At 63.8% G+C, this 20,684-nt stretch carries 26 protein-coding genes and 2 pseudogenes; 22 read left to right on the plus strand and 6 right to left on the minus strand.

Going from position 1 to position 20,684, the window contains the following annotated elements:
• Positions 1 to 146 precede the first annotated feature (146 nt).
• The 3 genes from AC1RZR_RS14570 to AC1RZR_RS14580 all read left to right on the plus strand — a co-directional run bounded on the left by AC1RZR_RS14570 (position 147) and on the right by AC1RZR_RS14580 (position 841).
• Positions 147 to 353: a hypothetical protein gene (locus tag AC1RZR_RS14570; RefSeq protein WP_481828720.1), complete on the plus strand. Its 207-nt coding sequence runs from the start codon at positions 147 to 149 to the stop codon at positions 351 to 353.
• 5 nt (positions 354 to 358) lie between these two features.
• A complete protein-coding gene (locus AC1RZR_RS14575; RefSeq protein WP_477278206.1) occupies positions 359 to 550 on the plus strand; it encodes a hypothetical protein in 192 nt (63 codons plus the stop codon).
• A 69-nt stretch (positions 551 to 619) separates the two neighbouring features.
• Entirely contained in the window at positions 620 to 841 is a 222-nt protein-coding gene (locus AC1RZR_RS14580; protein WP_477278208.1) for a DUF6500 family protein, read from the plus strand.
• A gap of 66 nt (positions 842 to 907) precedes the next feature.
• Here AC1RZR_RS14580 and AC1RZR_RS14585 read toward each other — a convergent pair whose 3' ends face one another.
• A complete protein-coding gene (locus AC1RZR_RS14585) occupies positions 908 to 1,174 on the minus strand; it encodes a DUF1488 family protein (protein ID WP_379098641.1) in 267 nt (88 codons plus the stop codon).
• Positions 1,171 to 1,425, minus strand: coding sequence for a hypothetical protein (locus tag AC1RZR_RS14590; protein WP_111543236.1), 255 nt, complete (start codon positions 1,423 to 1,425; stop codon positions 1,171 to 1,173). The genes AC1RZR_RS14585 and AC1RZR_RS14590 overlap by 4 nt, the downstream gene beginning before the upstream one ends.
• 249 nt (positions 1,426 to 1,674) lie before the next feature.
• On the opposite strand from AC1RZR_RS14590, the gene AC1RZR_RS14595 reads away from it, so the two are divergent.
• The 5 genes and pseudogenes from AC1RZR_RS14595 to AC1RZR_RS14615 all read left to right on the plus strand — a co-directional run bounded on the left by AC1RZR_RS14595 (position 1,675) and on the right by AC1RZR_RS14615 (position 5,369).
• Entirely contained in the window at positions 1,675 to 1,989 is a 315-nt protein-coding gene (locus AC1RZR_RS14595; protein WP_379098644.1) for a co-chaperone GroES, read from the plus strand.
• Between the two features lie 71 nt (positions 1,990 to 2,060).
• Positions 2,061 to 3,699: pseudogene (gene groL, locus AC1RZR_RS14600) on the plus strand (chaperonin GroEL).
• Positions 3,700 to 3,929: 230 nt separating this feature from the next.
• On the plus strand, positions 3,930 to 4,088 hold the full coding sequence (locus tag AC1RZR_RS14605) for a hypothetical protein (RefSeq protein WP_477278211.1): 159 nt from the start codon (positions 3,930 to 3,932) through the stop codon (positions 4,086 to 4,088).
• A gap of 285 nt (positions 4,089 to 4,373) precedes the next feature.
• On the plus strand, positions 4,374 to 4,688 hold the full coding sequence (locus AC1RZR_RS14610) for a GYD domain-containing protein (protein ID WP_481828721.1): 315 nt from the start codon (positions 4,374 to 4,376) through the stop codon (positions 4,686 to 4,688).
• 183 nt (positions 4,689 to 4,871) lie between these two features.
• Positions 4,872 to 5,369, plus strand: a complete 498-nt coding sequence (locus AC1RZR_RS14615; protein WP_481828722.1) for a GAF domain-containing protein — start codon at positions 4,872 to 4,874, stop codon at positions 5,367 to 5,369.
• A gap of 150 nt (positions 5,370 to 5,519) precedes the next feature.
• Here the strand turns inward: AC1RZR_RS14615 and AC1RZR_RS14620 are convergent, their stop codons facing one another.
• From AC1RZR_RS14620 to AC1RZR_RS14630, 3 genes are all read right to left on the minus strand, one after another.
• Positions 5,520 to 6,581 carry a YeiH family protein gene (locus AC1RZR_RS14620; protein WP_481828723.1) on the minus strand — a complete coding sequence of 354 codons (1,062 nt, stop codon included), beginning with the start codon at positions 6,579 to 6,581 and terminating at the stop codon, positions 5,520 to 5,522.
• Between the two features lie 147 nt (positions 6,582 to 6,728).
• Positions 6,729 to 7,115 (minus strand): ester cyclase, encoded by a 387-nt coding sequence (locus AC1RZR_RS14625; RefSeq protein WP_481828724.1) that lies wholly within the window; start codon positions 7,113 to 7,115, stop codon positions 6,729 to 6,731.
• A gap of 78 nt (positions 7,116 to 7,193) precedes the next feature.
• Complete coding sequence (locus tag AC1RZR_RS14630; protein WP_481828725.1) at positions 7,194 to 8,093, minus strand: LysR family transcriptional regulator; 900 nt, start codon at positions 8,091 to 8,093, stop codon at positions 7,194 to 7,196.
• 172 nt (positions 8,094 to 8,265) lie between these two features.
• Between AC1RZR_RS14630 and AC1RZR_RS14635 the strand changes: the two genes are divergently transcribed.
• The 4 genes and pseudogenes from AC1RZR_RS14635 to AC1RZR_RS14650 form a co-directional block, all read left to right on the plus strand.
• Positions 8,266 to 8,661, plus strand: a complete 396-nt coding sequence (locus tag AC1RZR_RS14635; RefSeq protein WP_481828726.1) for a (R)-mandelonitrile lyase — start codon at positions 8,266 to 8,268, stop codon at positions 8,659 to 8,661.
• Positions 8,662 to 8,677: 16 nt separating this feature from the next.
• On the plus strand, positions 8,678 to 9,667 hold the full coding sequence (locus AC1RZR_RS14640) for an aldo/keto reductase (protein WP_481829064.1): 990 nt from the start codon (positions 8,678 to 8,680) through the stop codon (positions 9,665 to 9,667).
• A gap of 22 nt (positions 9,668 to 9,689) precedes the next feature.
• Positions 9,690 to 10,292: a flavodoxin gene (locus AC1RZR_RS14645; protein WP_481828727.1), complete on the plus strand. Its 603-nt coding sequence runs from the start codon at positions 9,690 to 9,692 to the stop codon at positions 10,290 to 10,292.
• Positions 10,293 to 10,306: 14 nt separating this feature from the next.
• Positions 10,307 to 10,447: pseudogene (locus AC1RZR_RS14650) on the plus strand (oxidoreductase); the annotation flags it as partial.
• A 36-nt stretch (positions 10,448 to 10,483) separates the two neighbouring features.
• Here the strand turns inward: AC1RZR_RS14650 and AC1RZR_RS14655 are convergent.
• Positions 10,484 to 11,074 carry a cation efflux transmembrane domain-containing protein gene (locus AC1RZR_RS14655; protein ID WP_481828728.1) on the minus strand — a complete coding sequence of 197 codons (591 nt, stop codon included), beginning with the start codon at positions 11,072 to 11,074 and terminating at the stop codon, positions 10,484 to 10,486.
• A 284-nt stretch (positions 11,075 to 11,358) separates the two neighbouring features.
• Between AC1RZR_RS14655 and AC1RZR_RS14660 the strand changes: the two genes are divergently transcribed.
• From AC1RZR_RS14660 to AC1RZR_RS14705, 10 genes are all read left to right on the plus strand, one after another.
• Complete coding sequence (locus tag AC1RZR_RS14660) at positions 11,359 to 11,826, plus strand: GNAT family N-acetyltransferase (RefSeq protein ID WP_481828729.1); 468 nt, start codon at positions 11,359 to 11,361, stop codon at positions 11,824 to 11,826.
• A 153-nt stretch (positions 11,827 to 11,979) separates the two neighbouring features.
• Positions 11,980 to 13,413 carry an aldehyde dehydrogenase family protein gene (locus AC1RZR_RS14665; protein WP_481828730.1) on the plus strand — a complete coding sequence of 478 codons (1,434 nt, stop codon included), beginning with the start codon at positions 11,980 to 11,982 and terminating at the stop codon, positions 13,411 to 13,413.
• Between the two features lie 109 nt (positions 13,414 to 13,522).
• On the plus strand, positions 13,523 to 13,951 hold the full coding sequence (locus AC1RZR_RS14670) for an MbcA/ParS/Xre antitoxin family protein (protein WP_481828731.1): 429 nt from the start codon (positions 13,523 to 13,525) through the stop codon (positions 13,949 to 13,951).
• Complete coding sequence (locus AC1RZR_RS14675) at positions 13,945 to 14,643, plus strand: RES family NAD+ phosphorylase (RefSeq protein ID WP_481828732.1); 699 nt, start codon at positions 13,945 to 13,947, stop codon at positions 14,641 to 14,643. The genes AC1RZR_RS14670 and AC1RZR_RS14675 overlap by 7 nt, the downstream gene beginning before the upstream one ends.
• Positions 14,640 to 14,804: a hypothetical protein gene (locus AC1RZR_RS14680; RefSeq protein WP_481828733.1), complete on the plus strand. Its 165-nt coding sequence runs from the start codon at positions 14,640 to 14,642 to the stop codon at positions 14,802 to 14,804. Before AC1RZR_RS14675 ends, AC1RZR_RS14680 begins: the two co-directional genes overlap by 4 nt.
• Complete coding sequence (gene arsC, locus AC1RZR_RS14685; RefSeq protein WP_481828734.1) at positions 14,801 to 15,223, plus strand: arsenate reductase (glutaredoxin); 423 nt, start codon at positions 14,801 to 14,803, stop codon at positions 15,221 to 15,223. Before AC1RZR_RS14680 ends, arsC begins: the two co-directional genes overlap by 4 nt.
• 63 nt (positions 15,224 to 15,286) lie before the next feature.
• Positions 15,287 to 15,607, plus strand: coding sequence for an ArsR/SmtB family transcription factor (locus tag AC1RZR_RS14690; protein ID WP_111543255.1), 321 nt, complete (start codon positions 15,287 to 15,289; stop codon positions 15,605 to 15,607).
• Between the two features lie 43 nt (positions 15,608 to 15,650).
• Positions 15,651 to 17,078 (plus strand): NAD(P)-binding domain-containing protein, encoded by a 1,428-nt coding sequence (locus AC1RZR_RS14695; protein WP_481828735.1) that lies wholly within the window; start codon positions 15,651 to 15,653, stop codon positions 17,076 to 17,078.
• Positions 17,071 to 18,312 carry an arsenite efflux MFS transporter ArsK gene (gene arsK / locus AC1RZR_RS14700; protein ID WP_481828736.1) on the plus strand — a complete coding sequence of 414 codons (1,242 nt, stop codon included), beginning with the start codon at positions 17,071 to 17,073 and terminating at the stop codon, positions 18,310 to 18,312. Before AC1RZR_RS14695 ends, arsK begins: the two co-directional genes overlap by 8 nt.
• Before the next feature lie 234 nt (positions 18,313 to 18,546).
• Entirely contained in the window at positions 18,547 to 20,631 is a 2,085-nt protein-coding gene (locus AC1RZR_RS14705; RefSeq protein WP_481828737.1) for a tetratricopeptide repeat protein, read from the plus strand.
• Positions 20,632 to 20,684: the final 53 nt, after the last annotated feature.

Raw genomic sequence — 20,684 nt, forward strand, 5'->3', positions numbered from 1 at the left:
CTCGCCGAAGGGGCCTGCGCATCTCTTGCCAATGCAATCCGTCGCGTCCATCTGCATTTGGCATGCAGGGCGTTCGCGAAAGGGTGCTATGATAGGCAAGCGAGCAAACTTGCTCCGGCTCCTTCCCGACATTCGAGGTCATTTTCGTGCGTGAACCGTCGCTGCTGCCCGTGTTCGGAAAACTTGGCGTCAAGGCGCCTGTCGCCACTGTCACGGCACCGGCCTCGTCGGCAGGCGTCGCGTCGCGGCTTCGGGAGCTTCTGGCCGAGCATGGCGGCATGGTGCTGAAGCTGTCGGTCATCGCCTGGACGGTGCTGATCCTGGCCGCGGTGTTTTTCATGATGCAGGGCTGACCGGCATGGCCAATCGCTACACGCTGCGCATGGAACTGCCCCAGAGCTGGACCATCGTCGACGTCTTCACCGGCCAGCCTGCTGTAATCCGGCAAAAGGTGATGGTCGGGATGGGCCCGCGCGAGGCCGAGGACATGGTCGTGCAGATGAATATCCGCGACGTCAAGCGCCGTGAAAGGGCGGAACGCAAGGCCTGAACTGCCGCAGGCACTGCCCGACGGCTGCCGCCGGCACGAGCCTGCCGCACCACAAACCAGAGGATTCCCGTGCGAGCCAGCCTGAAGCAGAAGATACTGGAGGTCTGCGACCGCAAGATTTCCGAAAAAGGGCCCGGCGTCGGCGTGTCGTTCTACGCGTTTTTCGCCAACAGGAACGACGACCCCGACCTGCTGATGGAAGCCGCCGAATGGTGGATCAGAACCCACCGCCTCGACCATTTTGAAAAGGCTGAAAAGATACGCACGATGGTCGAGAAGATGGACTCTTAATCGTCGTTTCCATGCATGTCGTCGTCTCGAAGACGGGACGCTTTTGAGCGACATGCATTGGGCTGATCAGCCGAAGTCGGCGGCCGTCAGCACATACATGCTCTTGCGGGTGCGGTCGTAGGCCCTCGACGCCACGTCGCGGATGGCACTGCTCTCGGTGTCGAATGTGGCGAGGTAGCCGGCCTCATTGGCCGCGGCGCCCGGCTGCATCTTGGCCATGGCATCGGCGGCGACGGAGAACGAAATCTGGAACATGCCGTCATGGCCGACGAAACGAATGCGCTTGCCGGCTTCGTCATAGCTTCGGCTGCGGTTGGGGAATGTCAGGCTCATGTCTTCACCTCCGTCGCGGCGGCCTTCTTGACCACGCGCTTCTTCTTGGGCGTCGGATTCAGGGCTTCGGCGACGCGGTCGGCCTCTTCCTTGGCCAGCCGCAGCTCCCGCAGCCTTGCCGTCTTGATCTCCCTGGCCCTTGCCTCGGACATGTACTCGGCGGTTGCCTTGTTGCGCTCCGCCGTTTTCTTCTGCTTGTCGACAAAGCGGGCTTCAGCTTTTTCCATGATCGTCTGATTGCCTTCGGCCATCGAAGAAATCTCCCTTGTGCCTGAAATCGTGAAAACGAACTTGTCCGATAAATAGGCACTCAATCGGCAAAATTCAATTTTTTGAATTATTTGACCAGTCCGCGATATCACGAAACTGGGTACCAAAATAATACTTTTGAATATTTAATTCCGGCGGCGAATAATTTTTGGCACTCCTATCTATCGAGTGCCAACGCGTCTATATAGGACGGGCGTGGCCGCCTGTGCCGGCCCCAGAAAGAAGTTCCCATGAAATTTCGGCCACTCCACGACCGCGTCGTCATTCGTCGCGCTGAAGGCGATACCAAATCCAAGGGCGGCATCATCATCCCCGACAATGCCAAGGAAAAGCCGCAGGAAGGCGAAGTCATCGCCGTCGGCCCGGGTGCACGCGACGAAAGCGGCGCGCTGATCGCACTCGACGTCAAGGCCGGCGACTTCATCCTGTTCGGCAAATGGTCGGGCACCGAGGTCAAGATCGACGGCGAGGACCTGCTGATCATGAAGGAAGCCGACATCATGGGCGTCATCGACAAGGCCGTCGAGGCCAAGAAGGCCGCCTGACCATATGAGGAGCCGGCCTTTGCCAGGCTCCGGCGAGCGGTTCACTCCACCACACGAACGGGATTAAAAAAATGTCTGCCAAGGAAATCAAATTCTCCACCGATGCTCGCGACCGCATGCTGCGCGGCGTCGAGATCCTCACCAATGCGGTGAAGGTCACGCTCGGCCCCAAGGGCCGCAACGTCATCATCGACAAGGCTTATGGCGCGCCGCGCATCACCAAGGACGGCGTCACCGTCGCCAAGGAAATCGAGCTTGCCGACAAGTTCGAGAACATGGGCGCGCAGATGGTGCGCGAAGTGGCCTCGAAGACCAATGACCTCGCCGGTGACGGCACCACCACCGCCACGGTGCTGGCCGCCTCGATCCTGCGCGAAGGCGCCAAGCTGGTCGCCGCCGGCATGAACCCGATGGACCTCAAGCGCGGCATCGACCAGGCGGTCACCGCCGTCGTTGGGGAAATCAAGGCGCGGGCCAAGAAGGTCAAGTCGTCGGCCGAGATCGCACAGGTCGGCACCATCGCCGCCAATGGCGATGCCAGCGTCGGCGAGATGATCGCCAAGGCGATGGACAAGGTCGGCAATGACGGCGTCATCACCGTCGAGGAAGCCAAGACCGCGGAGACCGAACTCGACGTCGTCGAGGGCATGCAGTTCGACCGCGGCTACCTCTCACCCTATTTCGTCACCAACGCTGACAAGATGCGCGTCGAGCTCGAAGAGCCCTACGTGCTCATCCACGAGAAGAAGCTCGGCAATCTGCAGGCGATGCTGCCGATCCTCGAAGCGGTGGTGCAGAGCGGCAGGCCGCTGCTGATCATCTCCGAGGACGTCGAAGGCGAGGCCTTGGCCACGCTGGTCGTCAACAAGCTGCGCGGCGGCCTCAAGGTCGCGGCCGTCAAGGCGCCGGGCTTCGGCGATCGCCGCAAGGCGATGCTGGAAGACATCGCCGTGCTCACCGCCGGCCAGATGATCTCCGAGGATCTCGGCATCAAGCTCGAGAACGTCACCATCGAGATGCTCGGCCGCGCCAAGCGCGTGCTGATCGAGAAGGACACCACCACGATCATCGACGGCGCCGGCACCAAGGCGACCATCCAGGCGCGTGTCGCCCAGATCAAGGGTCAGATCGAGGAGACGACGTCCGACTACGACAAGGAAAAGCTGCAGGAGCGGCTGGCCAAGCTCTCCGGCGGTGTTGCCGTCATCCGCGTCGGCGGCGTCACCGAGTTCGGAAGTCAAGGAAAAGAAGGACCGCATCGACGACGCGCTGAACGCGACGCGCGCGGCGGTTGAAGAAGGCATAGTGCCCGGCGGCGGCGTGGCTCTGCTGCGCGCAAGGTCGGCCCTTGCCGGCCTGACAGGCGCCAACGAGGATGTCACCGCGGGCATCTCGATCGTGCTGAGGGCACTCGAAGCGCCGATCCGCCAGATCGCCGAGAATTCCGGCATCGAAGGCTCGATCGTCGTCGGCAAGCTCACCGACAGCAAGGACCACAATCAGGGCTTTGACGCCCAGAACGAGGTCTATGTCGACATGATCAAGGCAGGCATCGTCGACCCGGCGAAAGTGGTGCGCACCGCCCTGCAGGATGCCGGCTCGATCGCAGCCCTTCTGATCACCGCAGAAGCGATGATCACCGACATCCCGGCCAAGGATGCCGCACCTGCGGGCGGTGGCGGTGGTGGCGGCGGCATGGGCGGCTACTAAAGAGTCAGGCGGCCGTCAAACGGCGGTTTCCTGCGCTTCCGGTGCTCACGTACGAAAAGTACGCTCCGCTCCGGTTCTCGGAAACCACCTTGTTTGGCCGCTTCGCGCCCGTCTTCGACTCCGACGCGGCCTGACCTGAATCGCCGGCTCTTGCCGGATTCGACATCGAGATAAATACCGCCGGGGGATTCTCTCCCGGCGCACAGGCCTCTAGCCCAGGAGACGGATCCATGATCACGTTCGTGCAGAAGCCAGAGACGGTCGTCACGACCGAAGCCACCGAAGAAAGCCGCTTCGACCGCATCCGCAGGATTGCCGCCGACAAGCACAAGAAATCCGACTCCGACACGGCAACGCCATCAAAGGGCGAACCCAAACGCCCGATGTGAGTCTGCGGCGCCGCCGCTGCTTCCACGCAACGTCGGTACCACATCGCACCAGTGGCGCGGGTCGATCGCGCTGGCCGAGGGTGGTCCAGCCAGACACCTTCCTGTCGGCGGTATCGGCGTGCCCGGTATTGTCATTATATTAGCTTCAGCGCATATTCATCCGGCAGTGGGCCCTTGGCCGCCAAGGCGTCCAAGGGCGCCTGCAATTGTTCCGAAAAATAAATCGCTCCGTGCCGCTCGAATTGTGGAGCAGCCACGAGACAATGACATTTGGAGGAAATACCCATGAAAGTGACTATTTTGGCAAACTATGCGCCTCATGCCGCCAAAGGATTGATGCAAGGCTCGGACAGGCAAGCTGCGGTCAAGGCGCTTTTTGAAAGCGTTGGCGGCAAGGTGACCAGCGTGATGTTCACGCGCGGCGTCTATGACGTCGTCGTCAATGGCGAGGTGCCGGACCAGTCCGCGGGGATTGGCATGTCCCTTGCGGTGCGAGCGAGCGGCTCGCTGACCGAGATGGTTGTCCTGGAAGAACTCGACATGAAGGCAGTGCTCGCGGCTGCCAACAAGGCTGCCGGCGCCTACAAACCCGCCGGCTGATCGACTTGCCTTCTTGATCAAGGCAGCACGGTTCGACGGACGTGCCGTGCTGCCGGAGTGTCGGACAGGGCATCTTCTCCCCGACTTTCGCGGCGACCGGAATTCACGCTAGTATCGCGCGGTCGTCGTTTGGTGCAGGAGCTTGCGGAAACGGAACCGCGATTCTCGATACGGAGACAAGCCATGTTTGCGGCCAAGGCCATCGACACGTCGGACAAGGCCGCGTTCTACCGCGGCCTCGCCACGCAACTGAAAGCGCTGCTCGACGGCGAGCGCGATTCGATCGCCAACGCCGCCAACACCGCGGCGCTGATCTTCCAGATGGTGCCGGACCTCAACTGGGCCGGCTTCTATTTCCTGCAATCCGACGAGGAAATGGTGCTCGGCCCCTTCCAGGGCAAGCCGGCCTGCGTGCGCATCGCCGTCGGCAAGGGCGTCTGCGGAACGGCGGTCGAACTCGGCACCTCGATGCTGATCAAGGACGTGCACGATTTCCCGGGCCACATCGCCTGCGACGCCGACTCGCGCTCGGAACTGGTCGTGCTGCTCGAAGACGATGACGGCGTCTTCGGCGTGCTCGATCTCGACAGCCCGTTGCCCGGCCGCTTCGACAAGGCAGACCAGGCCGGCATCGAGACGCTGGCGGCGATCTATACCGCGGCGAGCTCGTTCGAGGACTAGGGCATATTGATATTCAGGTGAGGCCGGCCTGCGAACGGCGGCTCTCTGCGCTTCCGGTGCTCACGTACTTTAAGTACGCTCCGCTCCGGTTCTCGAAAGCCATCGTTCTCGGCTCGGCCTGACCTGAATCTCAACATGCCCTGGTCTGGCTCAGGCGAACTTCACCAGCATCAGGCTGAAGCAGCCGATGAACAGGAAGGCCGAGAAGGCGAGCGCCAGCGGGCGCAGGCCGCGCGAGCGCAGCTGCGAAATGTCGGCCTGCAGGCCCATGGCGGCCAGCCCCATGGTCAGCATGATGGTGGTGGCAAGCGCCATCGCCGATTTCACCTCGGCGGGCACGGTGACGAGGCTGTTCAGTGCCACCACGGCGACGAATGCGGCGACGAACCACGGCATGGGTGGCCGCGCCGCCGACGGGTCGCTGCCCTTGCGGCGCGCCATCAGGCCGAGCGCGATGACCATCGGCGCCAGCATGGCGACGCGGGTCAGCTTGGCGACGGTGGCGATCTCGCCGGACTGGGTGCCGTTCTGGAAGCCGGCGCCGATGACTTGCGCGACCTCGTGGATCGAGGCGCCGGCCCACAGGCCAAAAGCGTGCTGGTCGAGGCCGAGCACGGGTGCCAGCAGCGGGAAGCCGAGCATGGCGACGGTGCCGAACAGCGTGATCGAGGCGACGGCGTAGGTGACGTCCTCGTCGCGCGCATCGGTGACGATGTTGGTGGCGACGATGGCCGAGGCGCCGCAGATCGAGGTGCCGGCGGCGATCAGCTGCGCCAGCTTGGCGTCGACGCCGATCAGCCGGCCGAGCGTGATGGTGAAGACGAAGGTGGCGCCAAGCGTCAGCGCGACGATGCCGACACCACCGGCGCCGATCGAGACCACCTGGCCAAGCGTCAGCTGGAAGCCGAGCAGCACGATGGCGAAGCGCAGCAGCCGGCGCTGCGAAAAGGCGATGCCGGCCCTGGCGTGGGCGGGCGTGCCGAGCACGTTGGAATAGATCATGCCGGCGACGACGGCGAGGATCATCGGGCTGAACAGAGCGAAGCCGGAGACATTGCGGGCCGAGAAGGCGACACCGGTGATCATCGCGACAAGCACGATGCCGGGAATGACGCCGTTCCACGCCGAATTGAGCGACTTTCGCCCCTGGGCGAGTTCGGCGGAAATCAGGCTTTTCGGAATATCGTTCGCGATGTGGGTAAGGGAAGACAATGCAATGCTCCAGGCGACTACGCCGGAGGAATGCCATTCCTAGACCAATCTTTCCAACGAATTATTTTCGTTAGAATGATCGATTTTCCAGAACGATTGCCGTTTCGCCTCGATGCAGGGATCAGCAGGACTTTCAGGCGACATCCGCTAGAGCTGAGCTTCGATGGCCGCCTTGTCTATCACCGACCAGACGTGCCTGATCCTGCCGTCGAGAAATTCATAGAAGACGTTCTCGCTGAAGGAGACTTTCCTGCCGTTGACGGGCAGGCCAAGAAAATTCCCCTTTGGCGTGCAGTTGAATTGAAGCCGGCTGGCTATGAAAGGCGTGTCGGAGATCAGCAACTGGATGTCGAAAAAGAGGTCAGGGATTTCGGAAAAATCCCGCTCCAGCATCTTGCGATAGCCGGCCAGGCCGACCCGGTCGCCATTGTAATGCGCTTCGTCGTGAACGAAGCGATGGAGATTTCGCCAGTCCTGATCGTTGAGGCAAGCGATGTAGCCGCGATACGTGTCGGCAAGCGCGGTTTCGGTCATGGCGATGGCTCCGGTGTTCTTAACAAAGTTCACGTTCAGGCAGGAAGATAGAACGGCCTCGGATGCGATCCAGATCGTTCAAACTTGGTCCCGGTAGCGCAAGGCGTCGACAAGCAGCGAGAAGGCGGGCGTCGCCTGCCGACGGCTGGGGTAATAGAGGTGGTAGCCGGGGAAGGGCGGGCACCAGTCGGCCAGCACCCGCACCATCCGGCCGTCGGCAAGGTGCGCATGCACCTGGTCCTCGGGCAGATAGGCAAGACCCAGGCCGGCAAGCACGGCATTCAACCGCAGAGCGGCCGTGTTGAACACCAGCTGACCTTCGACGCGCACCTTCAGTTCGCGCCCCGCCTTCTCGAATTCCCAGGCATAGAGCCCGCCATAGGTCGGCAGGCGCAAGTTGATGCAGTTGTGGGTGGTCAGGTCCTGCGGCGTGCGCGGCTTTGGCCGGGTGGCGAAGTAGGAAGGTGAACCGACCACCGCCATGCGCATGTCGGGGCCGATGCGCACCGCAATCATGTCGCGAGCGACCTGTTCGCCAAGCCGCACGCCGGCGTCGTAGCGCTCGGCGACGATGTCGGTCAGGCCGTAGTCGACGATGATCTCTATCCTGATGTCGGGATAGTCCGGCAGCAGTCGGGCGATCGCCGGCCACAGGACCGCATCGGCGGCGTGCTCGCCGGCGGTGATGCGGATGGTGCCGGCGGGTTTTTCGCGCAACGCGCTCAAGGCGGTCAGCTCAGTCTCGATCTCGTCGAGCCTTGGTCCCACGGTGCGCAACAGGCGCTCGCCCGCCTCGGTCGGCGAGACGCTGCGCGTGGTGCGGGTCAACAGCCTCAGGCCCAGCCGTTCCTCCAGCGCGCGCACTGTGTGGCTGAGCGCCGATTGCGAAACGCCGAGCTTGGCCGCCGCCCGGGTGAAGCTCTCTTCACGCGCGACGGCGAGAAAGGCGGTCAGCTCGTTGAGATTATCGCGCGGCATTCATGAGTCCTTCTCATAAGTACATGCCGGATATAGCAGCTAATCGCGGCCAATCGCAGGCCCTAAATAGGCGTCATCACAATCGGGCACCCAAAATCAGGCGGCCCTGAAAAATGACGGCAGCGATTTGCCTCGTTTGAAGGCGGGCGCCTTTTGAAGAAGGGATAAGATCATGGACATCAAGCGAAGCGGCTCTCAAGCCTCGGGCAAGGGGCCGGGCGACTGGTTCACCGGCACGGTGCGCATCGATCCGCTGTTTCAAGCCATCGCCCCGGCGCGCGCGGCCGGCAATGCCGTGACCTTCGAGCCCGGCGCGCGCACTGCATGGCACACCCATCCGCTCGGTCAGCTGCTGATCGTCACCGCCGGCTGCGGACGCGTGCAGCGCGAGGGCGGCCCGGTCGAGGAGATCCGGCCCGGCGACGTGGTTCGCTTCGAACCGGGCGAGAAGCACTGGCATGGCGCGGCATCCACCACCGCCATGACACACATCGCCATCCAGGAGGCGCTCGACGGCAAGGCCGTCGACTGGATGGAGCATGTCAGCGACGCGCAGTACCAGGCCTGAACAAAGGAGCAAAACAATGCAAAAGCGCACACTTGGAAACAGCGGTCTCGAAGTCTCGGCCATCGGGCTGGGCTGCATGGGCATGAGCCAGTCCTACGGGCAACCGATGGAGACGGCGGATGCTGTCCGCCTGATCCGGGCGGCGTTCGAGCGCGGCGTCACATTCTTCGACACCGCGGAGGTCTATGGCCCGTTCAAGAACGAGGAGGTCGTCGGTGAGGCGCTGCTGCCAATCCGCGACCAGGTGGTGATCGCCACCAAGTTCGGCATCGACATCGCTGGTACAGCCGGACACGACGGCATGGACAGCCGGCCGGAGCATATTCGCGACGTCGTCGAGGCCTCGCTCAAACGGCTGCGGACCGACCACATCGACCTCCTCTACCAGCACCGCGTCGATCCGGTCGTACCGATCGAAGAGGTGGCCGGCGCGGTGAAGGACTTGATCCAGCAGGGCAAGGTGAAGCATTTCGGTCTCTCCGAGGCGGGCGTGCGCACGATCAGGCGCGCGCATGCGGTGCAGCCGGTCGCCGCGCTGCAAAGCGAATACTCGCTGTGGTGGCGGGAGCCCGAGGAGGCGATCCTGCCGGTCCTCGAAGAGCTGGGGATCGGCTTCGTGCCCTTCAGCCCCCTGGGCAAGGGCTTCCTCACTGGCGCCATCAACGCCAACACGACGTTCGACAGCAGCGACTTCCGCAACACCGTCCCGCGTTTTGCAGAGGAGGCTCGGAAGGCGAACCAGGCGCTGGTCGATGCGATCGTCGCGATCGCGGCCGAGAAGAAGGTGACCCCCGCACAGGTCGCGCTCGCCTGGTTGCTGGCGCGGAAGCCCTGGATCGTTCCGATCCCCGGCACCACCAAGCTCAATCGTCTCGAGGAGAACATCGCATCGTCCGCCGTTGCGCTGGCGGCGGACGATCTTCGCAACATCGAGAGCGCGGTCTCGGCGATTGCCGTGCAGGGAGAGCGCTACTCCCCGCAACAGGCGGCAAGGATCGATCGCTGAGCCAGCGCACGAGGAGAGCGAGATGAGCCAGTCAGTCTCAAGGCGAGGTGCGCTTATGACCGCACTTGCATTGCCACTGGGTGCCGGATTGAGCACTGGATTGAGCCAGCCTGCCAGCGCGTCGAAGGCACGGCGGGCGGACGGCGCCAAAATTCTGGTGGCGTACTACACCCGCACCGGCAATACGCGCGTCATCGCGCACCAGATCAGTCGGGCTCTCGGAGCTGACATCTTCGAGATCCAGACCGTCGATCCCTATCCGGAAGACTACGAGCAACAGGTCGCGGTCGCGCAACAGCAGCGAGACTCCGGCTTTGAACCGCCGCTCGCCGACATGGTGCCGGGCATCGCATCCTACGAGGCAGTCTTCCTGGGGTTTCCGATCTGGGGCATGACCGCGCCTTCGGTGATCCGCTCCTTCCTGTCGCGGCACGATCTGTCGGGCAAGACATTGGTGCCGTTCATCACGCATGGCGGCTACGGCCTCGGGCAGAGCCTGAAGGTCCTCGCCGACCATGCGCCGGGCGCGCGGCTCATCGAAGGGTTTTCCAAGCAGTGCGACCAGGAGCGTGAGACGCTCGATCAGGTCACAGGCTGGCTCGGCCGGGTCGACGTGCCCGGCTGAGCCGTCCACTCGAACGCCAGAGCTGCCGCCGTCAGCAACACCGTACCACCATCATCTCGCAGGGTGCTGTGGCGACCGAACTGTTCGCCATGAGCCAGCCCGAAGAGGTCGACATCAACGAAATCCTGTTCCGGCCGACGGCCCAGGAATATTGAGGGCGCAAGGATCGCGTCCGGATCGGCGGCAGTGCCTCAGCTTGAAATTTGGCTTTGCGCGAACTCGCGTCTTGCGGCGGTGAAAACCTCGCGGGCAGCATCCGCATTCATGGCGGCGATTGCCAGGCCAACGACAATATCTGGCCAAGCCGAGTTCCACACGAATGCCGTGACCAGGCCGGCGGCAATGATTGAGACATTCGCCAGGACGTCGTTGCGAGCCGACAGGAATGCCGCATGGGTAAGACTGCCGCTGTGATGGCGATAGCGAGCGAGCATGAGCGCGCACGACAGGTTGACGAGGATCGCGCCGGCCGCGGTAAGCGTTAGCGGAACGGGCGCTGGCGGGATCGGGATGTTGAATTTCTCCCAGGCCGTCCAAAGGGTGGCCAAAGCCGGGATCAAAAGGACCCCCGCCAGCGCCATTCCGAGCCGCGCTCGGTTGCGGATAGTCCAGCCCAGCGCGACCATGATCAGCAGGTTGACGGATGCATCCTCCAGAAAATCGATGCTGTCCGCGAACAGCGAGACCGATCCGATCCACACGGCCACGGCAAACTCGATTCCGAAATAGCCAAGGTTCAGGATGGCGACCATCCGCACCGCCTTGTTCAGCGTCCCGGTCATTTTTTGTCCATTGATCGATTGCCGTTATCGCAAGGCAGTGATTCCATGACATGAGAACATTATCGATTGAGCGGTCGGCTTGACAGCGCCGCTCTTCCTGCTCCAGCTTGACGCCATGTTCGTCCTTGCGCCCACCAACACCAAGCGACGCCGCCCTCGCACAGTGCGGAGCGGCAAGCTGATTGCGCGACGACAAAGACCGGTACGATAGACCCGGTTCGTTCGTTTCCAGCCCCGCCCGCGACAGCCGCCGGCGGGGTTTTTCACACCTGGAGCATTTTTCGATGACCATCAATCCTTCCATCCAGCTTCGGCCGGCCGAGCCGGCGGATGCCCCCGCGATCAGGGATATCGTTCGCGCCGCCTATGCCAAATGGGTGCCGGTGATTGGCCGCGAGCCGCTGCCGATGCGCGCCGACTACGACAAGGCCGTTGCCGAGCATCCGTTCGATCTCGCCGTCGAGGATGGCGCCATTGTCGGGATGATCGAAACCATGCTGGCCGAGGATCACCTCTGGATCGAGAATGTCTGCGTCGTACCGCGGGCGCAGGGCAGGGGCATCGGCCGACTTTTGCTGGAGCGGGCCGAGCGCCAGGCGATCGAAGCGGGACGCCGCGAGCTGCGCCTGCTGACCAACGGCGCCTTCGAGGCCAATGTGTCGCTCTACAAAAGATGCGGCTATATCGTGGACCGGGAAGAGCCGTTCATGAACGGGATGACGGTCTATATGAGCAAGAGGCTGGCAGGCTGATGCGGAGCGGTCCGCCCCAGGACGACGAAGGCATATTGCACAGGCTGGCTCAATCACTTGGCTCTTGCGTTTGACAGCGCCGTTTGTGCATCGTTATCTCCAGCCACATATGACGGCCGGCGCGGCCATGCGGCGCACCCCAGGGAGAAAACCATGTCACACAATCTGCAGTTCTATATCGATGGCGCTTGGGTCGATCCGGTTGTGCCCAACACGTTCGACGTCATCGATCCGTCGAACGAGGATGCCTTCGCGCAGATCTCGCTCGGCTCCAAGGCCGATGTCGACAAGGCGGTGGCCGCGGCCAAGCGCGCCTTCAGCACGTTCGGCTTTACAGAGGTCGGCGAGCGGCTCGAGCTCTTGAACCGCATCATAGAGATCTACAAGAAGCGCAGCGCGGATCTGGCGCTCGCCGTGTCGCGCGAGATGGGCGCGCCGCGCCAGATGGCATTGGACAGCCAGGTCGGCGTCGGTCTCGCGCATCTGCAGAAGATGGCCGAAGTGCTCAAGAGCTTCGAGTTCCGCCACGTCAAGGGCAGCTCGCTCGTGGTCAAGGAGCCGATCGGCGTCGTCGGCCTGATCACGCCGTGGAACTGGCCGCTCAACCAGATCACCTGCAAGGTCGGTCCGGCCCTTGCCGCCGGCTGCACCATGGTGCTCAAGCCGTCCGAGATCGCGCCGCTCGACGCCATCATCTTCGCCGAAATCCTGGACGAGGCCGGGGTGCCGAAGGGCGTCTTCAACCTCGTCAATGGCGATGGACCGGGCGTCGGACAGGCGCTGTCCAGCCACCCCGACATCGACATGATGTCGTTCACCGGTTCGACCCGCGCCGGCATCCTGGTGGCCAAGGCCGCCGCCGATACAGTCAAGCGCGTGCATCAGGAGCTCGGCGGCAAGTCGGCCAACATCCTGTTTCCCGATGTCGATCTTACGAAGGCCGTCACCAAGGGCGTCGCCGGCTGCTTCGGCAACAGCGGCCAGTCCTGCAACGCGCCGACGCGCATGTTCGTGCCACGCGACCGCCACGACGAGGCCGCCGGCTATGCCAAGGCGGCCGCGGAAAAGTTCACCGTGGGCCCCGCCGACGCGGCCGGCACCAAGCTTGGCCCGGTCGTCAGCCAGGTCCAGTTCGACAAGATCCAGGAGCTGATCCAGAGCGGCATCGAAGAAGGTGCCACGCTGGTCACCGGCGGCCCCGGCCGTCCCGCCGAACTCAACCGCGGCTATTATGTCCGGCCGACCGTGTTCGCCGACGTCACCCACGACATGCGGATCGCGCGCGAGGAGGTCTTCGGACCGGTGCTGGCGATCATGCCCTATGACAGCGTCGAGGAAGTGATCGAAACCGCCAACGATACGGTCTACGGCCTTGCCTCCTACATCCAGGCCAAGGACATGCAGAAGGCGCGCGAAGTGGCGGCGCGGATGCGCACCGGCAATGTCTACATCAACTATCCCGCCTGGGACGCCGGCCTGCCGTTCGGCGGCTACAAGCAGTCGGGCAACGGCCGCGAATATGCCGAATACGGGCTCGAGGATTTCCTCGAGATCAAGGGCATCGCCGGTTACGAGGCGGCGGAGTAGGCACGATCCAGTTTCGCCAAGGGCCGCCCCGATGATGCGCGGCCCGCCATCCCCATCCTTGCCAATTGGCAGATACGTGCTATATATCTGCCAATAGTGAGGAGCAAAAATGCAGCTTCAGCCGATAGTCACCACACCGGCCACGGTGGGAAGCGTCATATCAGACGACGAGGCGGGCGCGCTGGCGCGCACCACTGTCAACCTGTTCAAGGCCTGGAATCTCACCGACCTGGAGGCCTGCATCCTGCTCGGCGGCATGTCGGCGCGCACCTGGGCACGCTGGAAGATTGGGGCACGCTCGAAGGAGGGCGGCATCGGCAGGATCGATCGCGACCTGCGCACCCGCATGGCGCATCTGATGGGCATCCACAAGGGCCTGCGCTACCTCTTTACGGAGCCGGCGCGCGGCTATGCCTGGATCCGCAAGCCCAATGCCACTTTCGGCGGCCAATCGGCGCTCGACTTGATGCTGCGCGGAGAGATCGCCGACCTTGCCGCGATGCGCGAATGGCTTGATGCGGAGCGTGGCGCATGGTGAGTGGGCTTGCGGTCCGTCGCCGCGTCCACTGGCCCCAGACCTTCCGCATCATCCGCTCCATCCATCCGCCGATCGACCTGTTCGAGGACATTGCCGACCCGCGCGACTGGGAGGCACTGGCCGCCGTCGAGGAGAAGACGAACCCACGCATCCGGCTCGAGATCGGCGATCTCGGCAAAGTGTCCGCCGCCCGGCGGATTTCTGGCCCCGGCGCCAGCTTCGTGATGGCGCCCTTCGTGCATTGTTCGACCCTGCGGCCGGGCCGGTTCTCGGATGGCAGCTACGGACTCTACTATGCCGGCGACAGCGAAGAGGTGGCGCTCGCCGAGACCATCCACCACCATCAGAAATTCATGCGCGCCACCAATGAGGATCCGGGTTGGACGGCGGATTTCCGCGTCCTGATCGGCAGCGTCGACCGCGACCTCGATGACGTGAACGCGGTGCCCGGCGTGCTCGATCCGGACGACTACAGCGCCTCGCAGGCGGAAGGGCGGGCGCTACGGGCCGCCGGCAGCGACGGGCTGGTGTGGAGCAGCGTGCGCATGCGAGGCGGGGGCTGCATCGGCATCTTCTGGCCGGACGCGATCGCCATCCCGGTCCAGGGCCGGCATTACAGCTACCATTGGGACGGCGCCCGCGTCGATTTCGTGCGCCAGCACGATACGGGAAAGGTGCTGGCGGTCACATGATGGCAGGGCGCGGGCTCTCTCCGAGCCCGCTCGGCATCCGCCCGGTCGACCTGCCGGGTTTCATCGCCGCCGAATTGCTGGGAGCGCTGCCGGCCATGGCCCTGGCGGGCTGGCTGCTTGCCGAACCGAAACCAACCAGACAGATGAAAGCCGCGAAATGACCATCACCATCTATCACAATCCAGCCTGCGGCACCTCGCGCAACACGCTGGCCATTATCCGGCAGTCGGGCGAGGAGCCGGAGGTGATCGAATATCTGAAGACGCCGCCGTCACGGCAGAAGCTCGTCGAGTTGATCGCGGCCATGGGCATGACACCGCGTGAGGTGCTGCGCGAGAAGGGCACGCCCTATGCCGAACTCGGCCTCGCCGATCCGAAATGGTCCGACGACGAGATTCTCGATTTCATGCTGGCGCATCCGATCCTGATCAACCGGCCGATCGTGGTGAGCCCGCTCGGCGTCGTGCTGGCACGGCCGCCGGAAAAGGTGCTGGATATCTTGCCCAACCCGGACATCGGTGCGTTCACCAAGGAGGATGGCGAGGCGGTCATCGACGCCTCGGGCAAGCGGGTCGGCTGACGGTATTTCCAAATTTTTCGAAATTGGGTTGACGACTCGACGGGCGTCGCGTAGCTTATTTCCATGAAACTCGAAAAAGCAGCCGCCCAGCTCGAAGCGCTCGGCAACCCGACGCGGCTTCAGCTCTACCGCATCCTCGTGCGCGCCGGTGACGGCGGGCTTGCCGTCGGCAGCGTCCAGGGCAAGCTCGACATCCCGTCCTCGACACTGTCGCATCACCTCAAACGGCTGGTCGACACCGGCCTTGTGACGCAGGAGCGGCAGGCGACGACGCTGATCTGCCGCGCCAACTATCCTGGCATGAATGCCCTGATCGGCTATCTCGCCGATGAGTGCTGCGCCGATGCCACCTGCGCGCCTGCAGTCGGCAAGGCGCTGGCCTGATTTTTTTGCTTTGTAATTCGAAGATACCGGAAGGATCGAACATATGGACATGATGGCAAGTCTTCCCGTGGCGGTGATCGGCGCAGGCCCGGTCGGCCTCGCCGCCGCCGCGTATCTCGTCGAACGCGGCCTCCGTCCGCTCATCCTGGAACGTGGCGAAAGCGCCGGTGCTGCACTGCTCGAATGGGGCCATGTGCGGGTGTTCTCGCCGTGGCAATACAATATCGACGCGGCCGCGCGGGCGCTGCTCGACCGCTCCGGCTGGACGGCGCCGGACATGCGGGGCCTGCCGACCGGCGGCGAGATCGTGCGCGATTATCTGGCGCCGCTTGCCGCACTTCCCGGGATCGCCGGCAACCTGAAGCTCGGCGCCGAGGTCACCGCGATCACCCGTCAGGGACATGACAAGGTCGCCAATGACGGTCGCAAGGACGCTCCCTTCGTCATCCGCTATCGCGATGCCGGCGGCGAGCATCGCGTTCTCGCGCGGGCCGTCATCGACGCGTCCGGAACATGGTCGCGGCCGAACCCCATCGGCGTCGACGGGCTGCCGGTTGCCGGCGAAAGCACGGCCTGCGGGCGCATCGCTTACGGCATTCCCGACGTGGTCGGCAAGGCCAGGGACAGCTATGCGGGCAAGCGGGTCCTCGTCGTCGGCGGCGGGCACTCGGCGATCAACGTCGCCCTGGCGCTCATGGAGTTGCAGGACGCGGCGCCGGACACCGAGATCTTCTGGGCGCTGCGCCACGCCAGCGTCGATCGGCTGCTTGGCGGCGGGCTGAACGACCAGTTGCCGGAACGTGGCGCGCTTGGCCTCGCCGCCAAGCAGGCGATGGCGGACGGACGGCTGAACATGCTGGCGGCCTTCGCCGTCAATAGCATCGAGACGCAGGGCGAGGGGCTTGCCGTCGACGCCAGCCTAGCCGGCAGGCCGTTCAGCCTTGCCGTCGACCGCATCGTCGTCACCACCGGCTTCCGCCCCGACCTGTCGTTCCTCGGCGAAATCCGCATCGCGCTCGATCCCGCCGTCGAAGCGCCGCCGGCGCTGGCGCCGCTGATCGATCCGAATTTCCATTCCTGCGGCACGGTTCCCGCGCATGGCATAAGGGAGCTCGCGCACCCCGAACCCGGCTTCACCATCGTCGGCTCGAAATCCTACGGCCGCGCCCCGACCTTCCTGATGGCGACCGGCTACGAGCAGGTCCGCTCGGTGGTCGCCGACATTGCCGGCGACCATGTCGCGGCCGGCGAGGTGCGGCTGGTGCTGCCGGAGACCGGCGTGTGCAGTGCCGACATCGTCACCGGGTTGGACAGCGAAGGCTGCTGCGGCGGACCTGCGCCCGCCAATGTCGATGCCTGCTGCGCCAGGGATGCGGACGCCAAGGCAAAAGGCGCGTCGGGCTGCGGTTGCGCGACAGGCCGCCCCTCGGTTGGCGCCAAGGCGGCGGAGGCCGTAGGCGCCGATGCCTGACCGGTCTGTCCTGCGCAAGGCGATCTGGGGGCTCGGACTGACCCAGATCATCGGCTACGGCACGCTCTATTACAGCTTCTCGATCCTGGCGCCGGCAATGGCTGGGGAGTTCGGCCTCGCGGAAGGGTGGGTGTTCGGCGCCTTGTCCGCCTCGCTGTTTGCCGGCAGCCTGTTCGCGCCCACCGCCGGGCGCTGGGCCGACCGGTTCGGCGCCGGGCGCATCATGACCGTCGGCTCGGTCGCGGCGGCCCTCGCGCTGGCGCTGTGCGCCGTCTCGCCCGGCCGCGTGACGTTTGTTTTGGCATTGCTGGCGATGGAGCTGGCCTCCAGCTTCGTCCTCTACAGCGCCGCCTTCGTGGCGATCGTGCAGATCGGGGTGCCCCGGCCGCAACGAAGCATCACCCACCTGACGCTCATCGCCGGGTTCGCCTCGACCCTGTTCTGGCCGCTGACCTCGGCGCTGCATGCGCAACTGACATGGCGCGAGGTCTATCTTTTGTTCGCGGCGCTCAATCTCGGGCTCTGCCTGCCGATCCACGCCTGGCTGATGCGGCTGTCGCGCCGCCACGCGACGGCCACGCCGCAGCAGCGCGGGCCGGTCCATGAAGCGGGCGCGCGGCCCGATCCGCGGCGCGGACGGGCGGCGTTCCCGTTGATGCTGGCGGGGTTCGCCACCGAGGGCTTCGTGCTGTCGGCGATCCTCATCCACATGGTGCCCCTGACGGCGGCACTGGGGCTCGGCGCGGCCGGTCTCTTCGTTTCGACCCTGTTCGGGCCGGCGCAGGTCGCCAGCCGGTTGATCAACATGCTGTTTGGCGGGCGCCTTCAGCAAACGCATCTCGCCGTCATTGCCGCTTCGCTGCTCACGGCCGGGCTGTGCACGCTGCTGCTGACCACACCATGGCTGCCCGGCGCCTTCCTGTTCGTGCTGCTGTTCGGCCTCGGTTCCGGCCTCACCAGCATTGTCGGCGGCACCTTGCCGCTCGAGCTCTTCGGCCGCGAACGCTATGGCGCGCGGCTGGGATGGGCGAGCGCTGCCCGCCAGTTCACCTCGGCCTTCGCGCCGTTCGCGCTCGCCTTCATGATGGCGCGGACATCCGTCGCCAATTCGCTGTGGGTGCTGGTCGTCGTCGCCGCGAGTGGCGCCATCGCCTTCCTCGCCATCGCGCTGCTGAGACGGCGCGACGGCCGGTTTGCGTTTGCGATTGGCGGCAGGCCGGAAGAGGCGCGCTAGAGTACCACAGAATCTCGTTCGGGCGCGGCAGAGGCTTTTGCAAGCCAGCCCGGTCATATCGACGAAGAAAGCGCGTCCAGGACGTGCTGATCCGACCTGCACGCGCTAACAGGCCTGCGTAGCGGGATGGATTTGACCATTTCTTTGCGGTGGCGACTTGCGAAGACCAAGGATTTGTTTGATCAAGTCTAGCACGAGACCAGCAACCGTATTTGTGATCCAGAATCTGCTGACATGATGTTTGATGGGTGGCAAGTCGAGCGGCTGATGCAGCAGGGGCGGCGGGTCCTCGCCAGTCTTCTTGTCCTGCTTGCGCTCGGCGCTCCCGCCGTGGCTGGCGGTATGGAAGATTGCGGCAACGACAAGCTTGAAACCGCCAAGCGGATCGCTGCCTGCACAGGCGCCATCGTGGACAAGGCGACGACCTCCAGCGATCGGGCCCTTGCCTATTTCAACCGCGCCAACGCATTGGACGATCTGGGTGCTTACGACCTCGCCATTGGCGATTACGGCGAGGCGATCAGTCTTGATCCGAAAGACGCCGATGCCTTCAACAACCGTGGGCTGGCCCGGGGCCACAAGAGTGACTACGACCGCGCTATGGCCGACTACAGCCAGGCGATCAGCCTCAATCCGCAGCTCGCCGTTGCCTACGGCAACCGGGCCATGATCTGGAATGATATTAAACACGATTATATCAAAGCCATCGCCGATCTCGACAAGGCGATCAGCCTAGATCCGTCAAACAGCACCGCCTACAACAACCGTGGCAATGCCTTTTTGCGTACCGGCGATTACGACAGCGCCGTCACCAGCTACAGCCAGGCGATCTTTCTCGATCCGCAAGACCCCGATCAGTATTTCAACCTCGGGCTAGCCTGGGCGTACAAGGGCAATGACGAGCGCGCCATCGCCGACTATGACCAGGCGATCAGCCTCGATCCGAAACACGTAAATGCCTGGCACCGCCGCGGCGACGCATGGGTCAGGAAGGGCGACACCGATCGCGCCATTGCCGACTATGGCGAGGCCATCAAGCTCGATCCAAGGGATGCCGAGACCTATAGGGATCGTGGCAATGTCTGGCTCGGAAAGAAAGATTACGACCGTGCCATCGCGGATTTCGGGCAAGCTATCGATGTCGATCCCAGAGATGCGGTAGCGTACAATAATCGTGGCTGGACGTGGTCGTTGAAGAAGGAGCCCGACCGCGCCATGGCGGATTTCGACAAGGCGATCGGCGCCGATCCGAATTACGCCAAGGCTTACAACAATCGGGGTCTCATCTGGTTTGAAAAGGGTGACCTCGACCGTGCAATCGCGGACTACGACCAGGCAATCATCATCACTCCCGGAGATGCCTGGATCTATAACGAGAGGGGCAGGGCCTGGGCGTCCAAGAGCGAATACATCCGCGCCATTTCAGACTACAACGTCGCCATCATGATCAAGCCTGATATGGCCAACGCCTTCAGGAACCGAGGCTGGGTGTTCAGCCGCAAGGGCCAATACGACAGCGCCATCGCCGACTACGATCAGGCGATAAAACTCGACCCGCAATATGCTGCTGCCTACCGGAGGCGCGGCTGGGTGTTCAGCCGCAAGGCTCAGTACGACAGAGCCATCGCGGATTACGATGAGGCGATCAGCCTCGAACCCAAATATGCCGAAGCCTATAGCGGTCGCGGCCTTGTCTGGCTCTACAAGGGGGAGCACGAGCGCGCCATCGCGGATTGCGGCAAGGCCATCAGTCTCAGTGCGAAAGATGCCAGTGCTTTCGAGTGTCGCGGCCTCGCGCGGGAGCAGAAGGCGGATTACAACGGCGCCTTCGGCGACTACGACGAAGCCATACGCATCGACCCGAAAGACGCCGATCTCTACGGTGGCAGGGGAATGCTCAGCTTCTATTCCAGTTCGCCCGTCAAGGCGCAGGCCGACTTCGAACAGGCGACCGCGCTGCAGGCCGACAATGCCTACTACGCGATGTGGCTCGACCTCACCCGCCGCCACAATGGGCAGCCGAGTATCCTGCGCGACGCCAAGCTCGACATGACGAAATGGCCGGCGCCGCTGGTCCGCATGCTGCTGGGCGACCAGACGCCCGAAATGGCGCTGGCCGCCGCCGAAGATCAAGACAGCATGACGCAGAATGAGCAAGTCTGCGAGGCCAATGTCTTCGTCGCCGAGTTCCACAGGCTGCAACACCGCGACGAAGAGGCCGTGCGCCTTTACCGGCTTGCGGTGCGCGATTGCCCGAGGAGTTTCATCGAATACACCGCGGCGACCAACGCGCTTCGCGCCATGGGCAAGGCACAGTGATGCGCTTCTCGAACATGCGCGTCTCGGCAGGTTTCTCCGCTTGTCCGATGCGC

Source organism: Mesorhizobium bavaricum (genome assembly GCF_056781655.1).

What these genes read in the sequence shown, in the direction of transcription:
- arsC (WP_481828734.1), top strand. Translation starts at nt 14,801, where the DNA reads ATGACCATCACCATCTATCACAATCCAGCCTGCGGCACCTCGCGCAAC.
- AC1RZR_RS14705 (WP_481828737.1), top strand. Translation starts at nt 18,547, where the DNA reads ATGATGTTTGATGGGTGGCAAGTCGAGCGGCTGATGCAGCAGGGGCGG.
- AC1RZR_RS14695 (WP_481828735.1), top strand. Translation starts at nt 15,651, where the DNA reads ATGGACATGATGGCAAGTCTTCCCGTGGCGGTGATCGGCGCAGGCCCG.
- AC1RZR_RS14675 (WP_481828732.1), top strand. Translation starts at nt 13,945, where the DNA reads ATGGTGAGTGGGCTTGCGGTCCGTCGCCGCGTCCACTGGCCCCAGACC.
- AC1RZR_RS14585 (WP_379098641.1), bottom strand. Translation starts at nt 1,174, where the DNA reads ATGAGCCTGACATTCCCCAACCGCAGCCGAAGCTATGACGAAGCCGGC.
- AC1RZR_RS14690 (WP_111543255.1), top strand. Translation starts at nt 15,287, where the DNA reads ATGAAACTCGAAAAAGCAGCCGCCCAGCTCGAAGCGCTCGGCAACCCG.
- AC1RZR_RS14625 (WP_481828724.1), bottom strand. Translation starts at nt 7,115, where the DNA reads ATGACCGAAACCGCGCTTGCCGACACGTATCGCGGCTACATCGCTTGC.
- AC1RZR_RS14670 (WP_481828731.1), top strand. Translation starts at nt 13,523, where the DNA reads ATGCAGCTTCAGCCGATAGTCACCACACCGGCCACGGTGGGAAGCGTC.
- arsK (WP_481828736.1), top strand. Translation starts at nt 17,071, where the DNA reads ATGCCTGACCGGTCTGTCCTGCGCAAGGCGATCTGGGGGCTCGGACTG.
- AC1RZR_RS14655 (WP_481828728.1), bottom strand. Translation starts at nt 11,074, where the DNA reads ATGACCGGGACGCTGAACAAGGCGGTGCGGATGGTCGCCATCCTGAAC.
- AC1RZR_RS14615 (WP_481828722.1), top strand. Translation starts at nt 4,872, where the DNA reads ATGTTTGCGGCCAAGGCCATCGACACGTCGGACAAGGCCGCGTTCTAC.
- AC1RZR_RS14645 (WP_481828727.1), top strand. Translation starts at nt 9,690, where the DNA reads ATGAGCCAGTCAGTCTCAAGGCGAGGTGCGCTTATGACCGCACTTGCA.
- AC1RZR_RS14590 (WP_111543236.1), bottom strand. Translation starts at nt 1,425, where the DNA reads ATGGCCGAAGGCAATCAGACGATCATGGAAAAAGCTGAAGCCCGCTTT.
- AC1RZR_RS14575 (WP_477278206.1), top strand. Translation starts at nt 359, where the DNA reads ATGGCCAATCGCTACACGCTGCGCATGGAACTGCCCCAGAGCTGGACC.
- AC1RZR_RS14640 (WP_481829064.1), top strand. Translation starts at nt 8,678, where the DNA reads ATGCAAAAGCGCACACTTGGAAACAGCGGTCTCGAAGTCTCGGCCATC.
- AC1RZR_RS14635 (WP_481828726.1), top strand. Translation starts at nt 8,266, where the DNA reads ATGGACATCAAGCGAAGCGGCTCTCAAGCCTCGGGCAAGGGGCCGGGC.
- AC1RZR_RS14680 (WP_481828733.1), top strand. Translation starts at nt 14,640, where the DNA reads ATGATGGCAGGGCGCGGGCTCTCTCCGAGCCCGCTCGGCATCCGCCCG.
- AC1RZR_RS14660 (WP_481828729.1), top strand. Translation starts at nt 11,359, where the DNA reads ATGACCATCAATCCTTCCATCCAGCTTCGGCCGGCCGAGCCGGCGGAT.
- AC1RZR_RS14610 (WP_481828721.1), top strand. Translation starts at nt 4,374, where the DNA reads ATGAAAGTGACTATTTTGGCAAACTATGCGCCTCATGCCGCCAAAGGA.
- AC1RZR_RS14595 (WP_379098644.1), top strand. Translation starts at nt 1,675, where the DNA reads ATGAAATTTCGGCCACTCCACGACCGCGTCGTCATTCGTCGCGCTGAA.
- AC1RZR_RS14665 (WP_481828730.1), top strand. Translation starts at nt 11,980, where the DNA reads ATGTCACACAATCTGCAGTTCTATATCGATGGCGCTTGGGTCGATCCG.
- AC1RZR_RS14630 (WP_481828725.1), bottom strand. Translation starts at nt 8,093, where the DNA reads ATGCCGCGCGATAATCTCAACGAGCTGACCGCCTTTCTCGCCGTCGCG.
- AC1RZR_RS14605 (WP_477278211.1), top strand. Translation starts at nt 3,930, where the DNA reads ATGATCACGTTCGTGCAGAAGCCAGAGACGGTCGTCACGACCGAAGCC.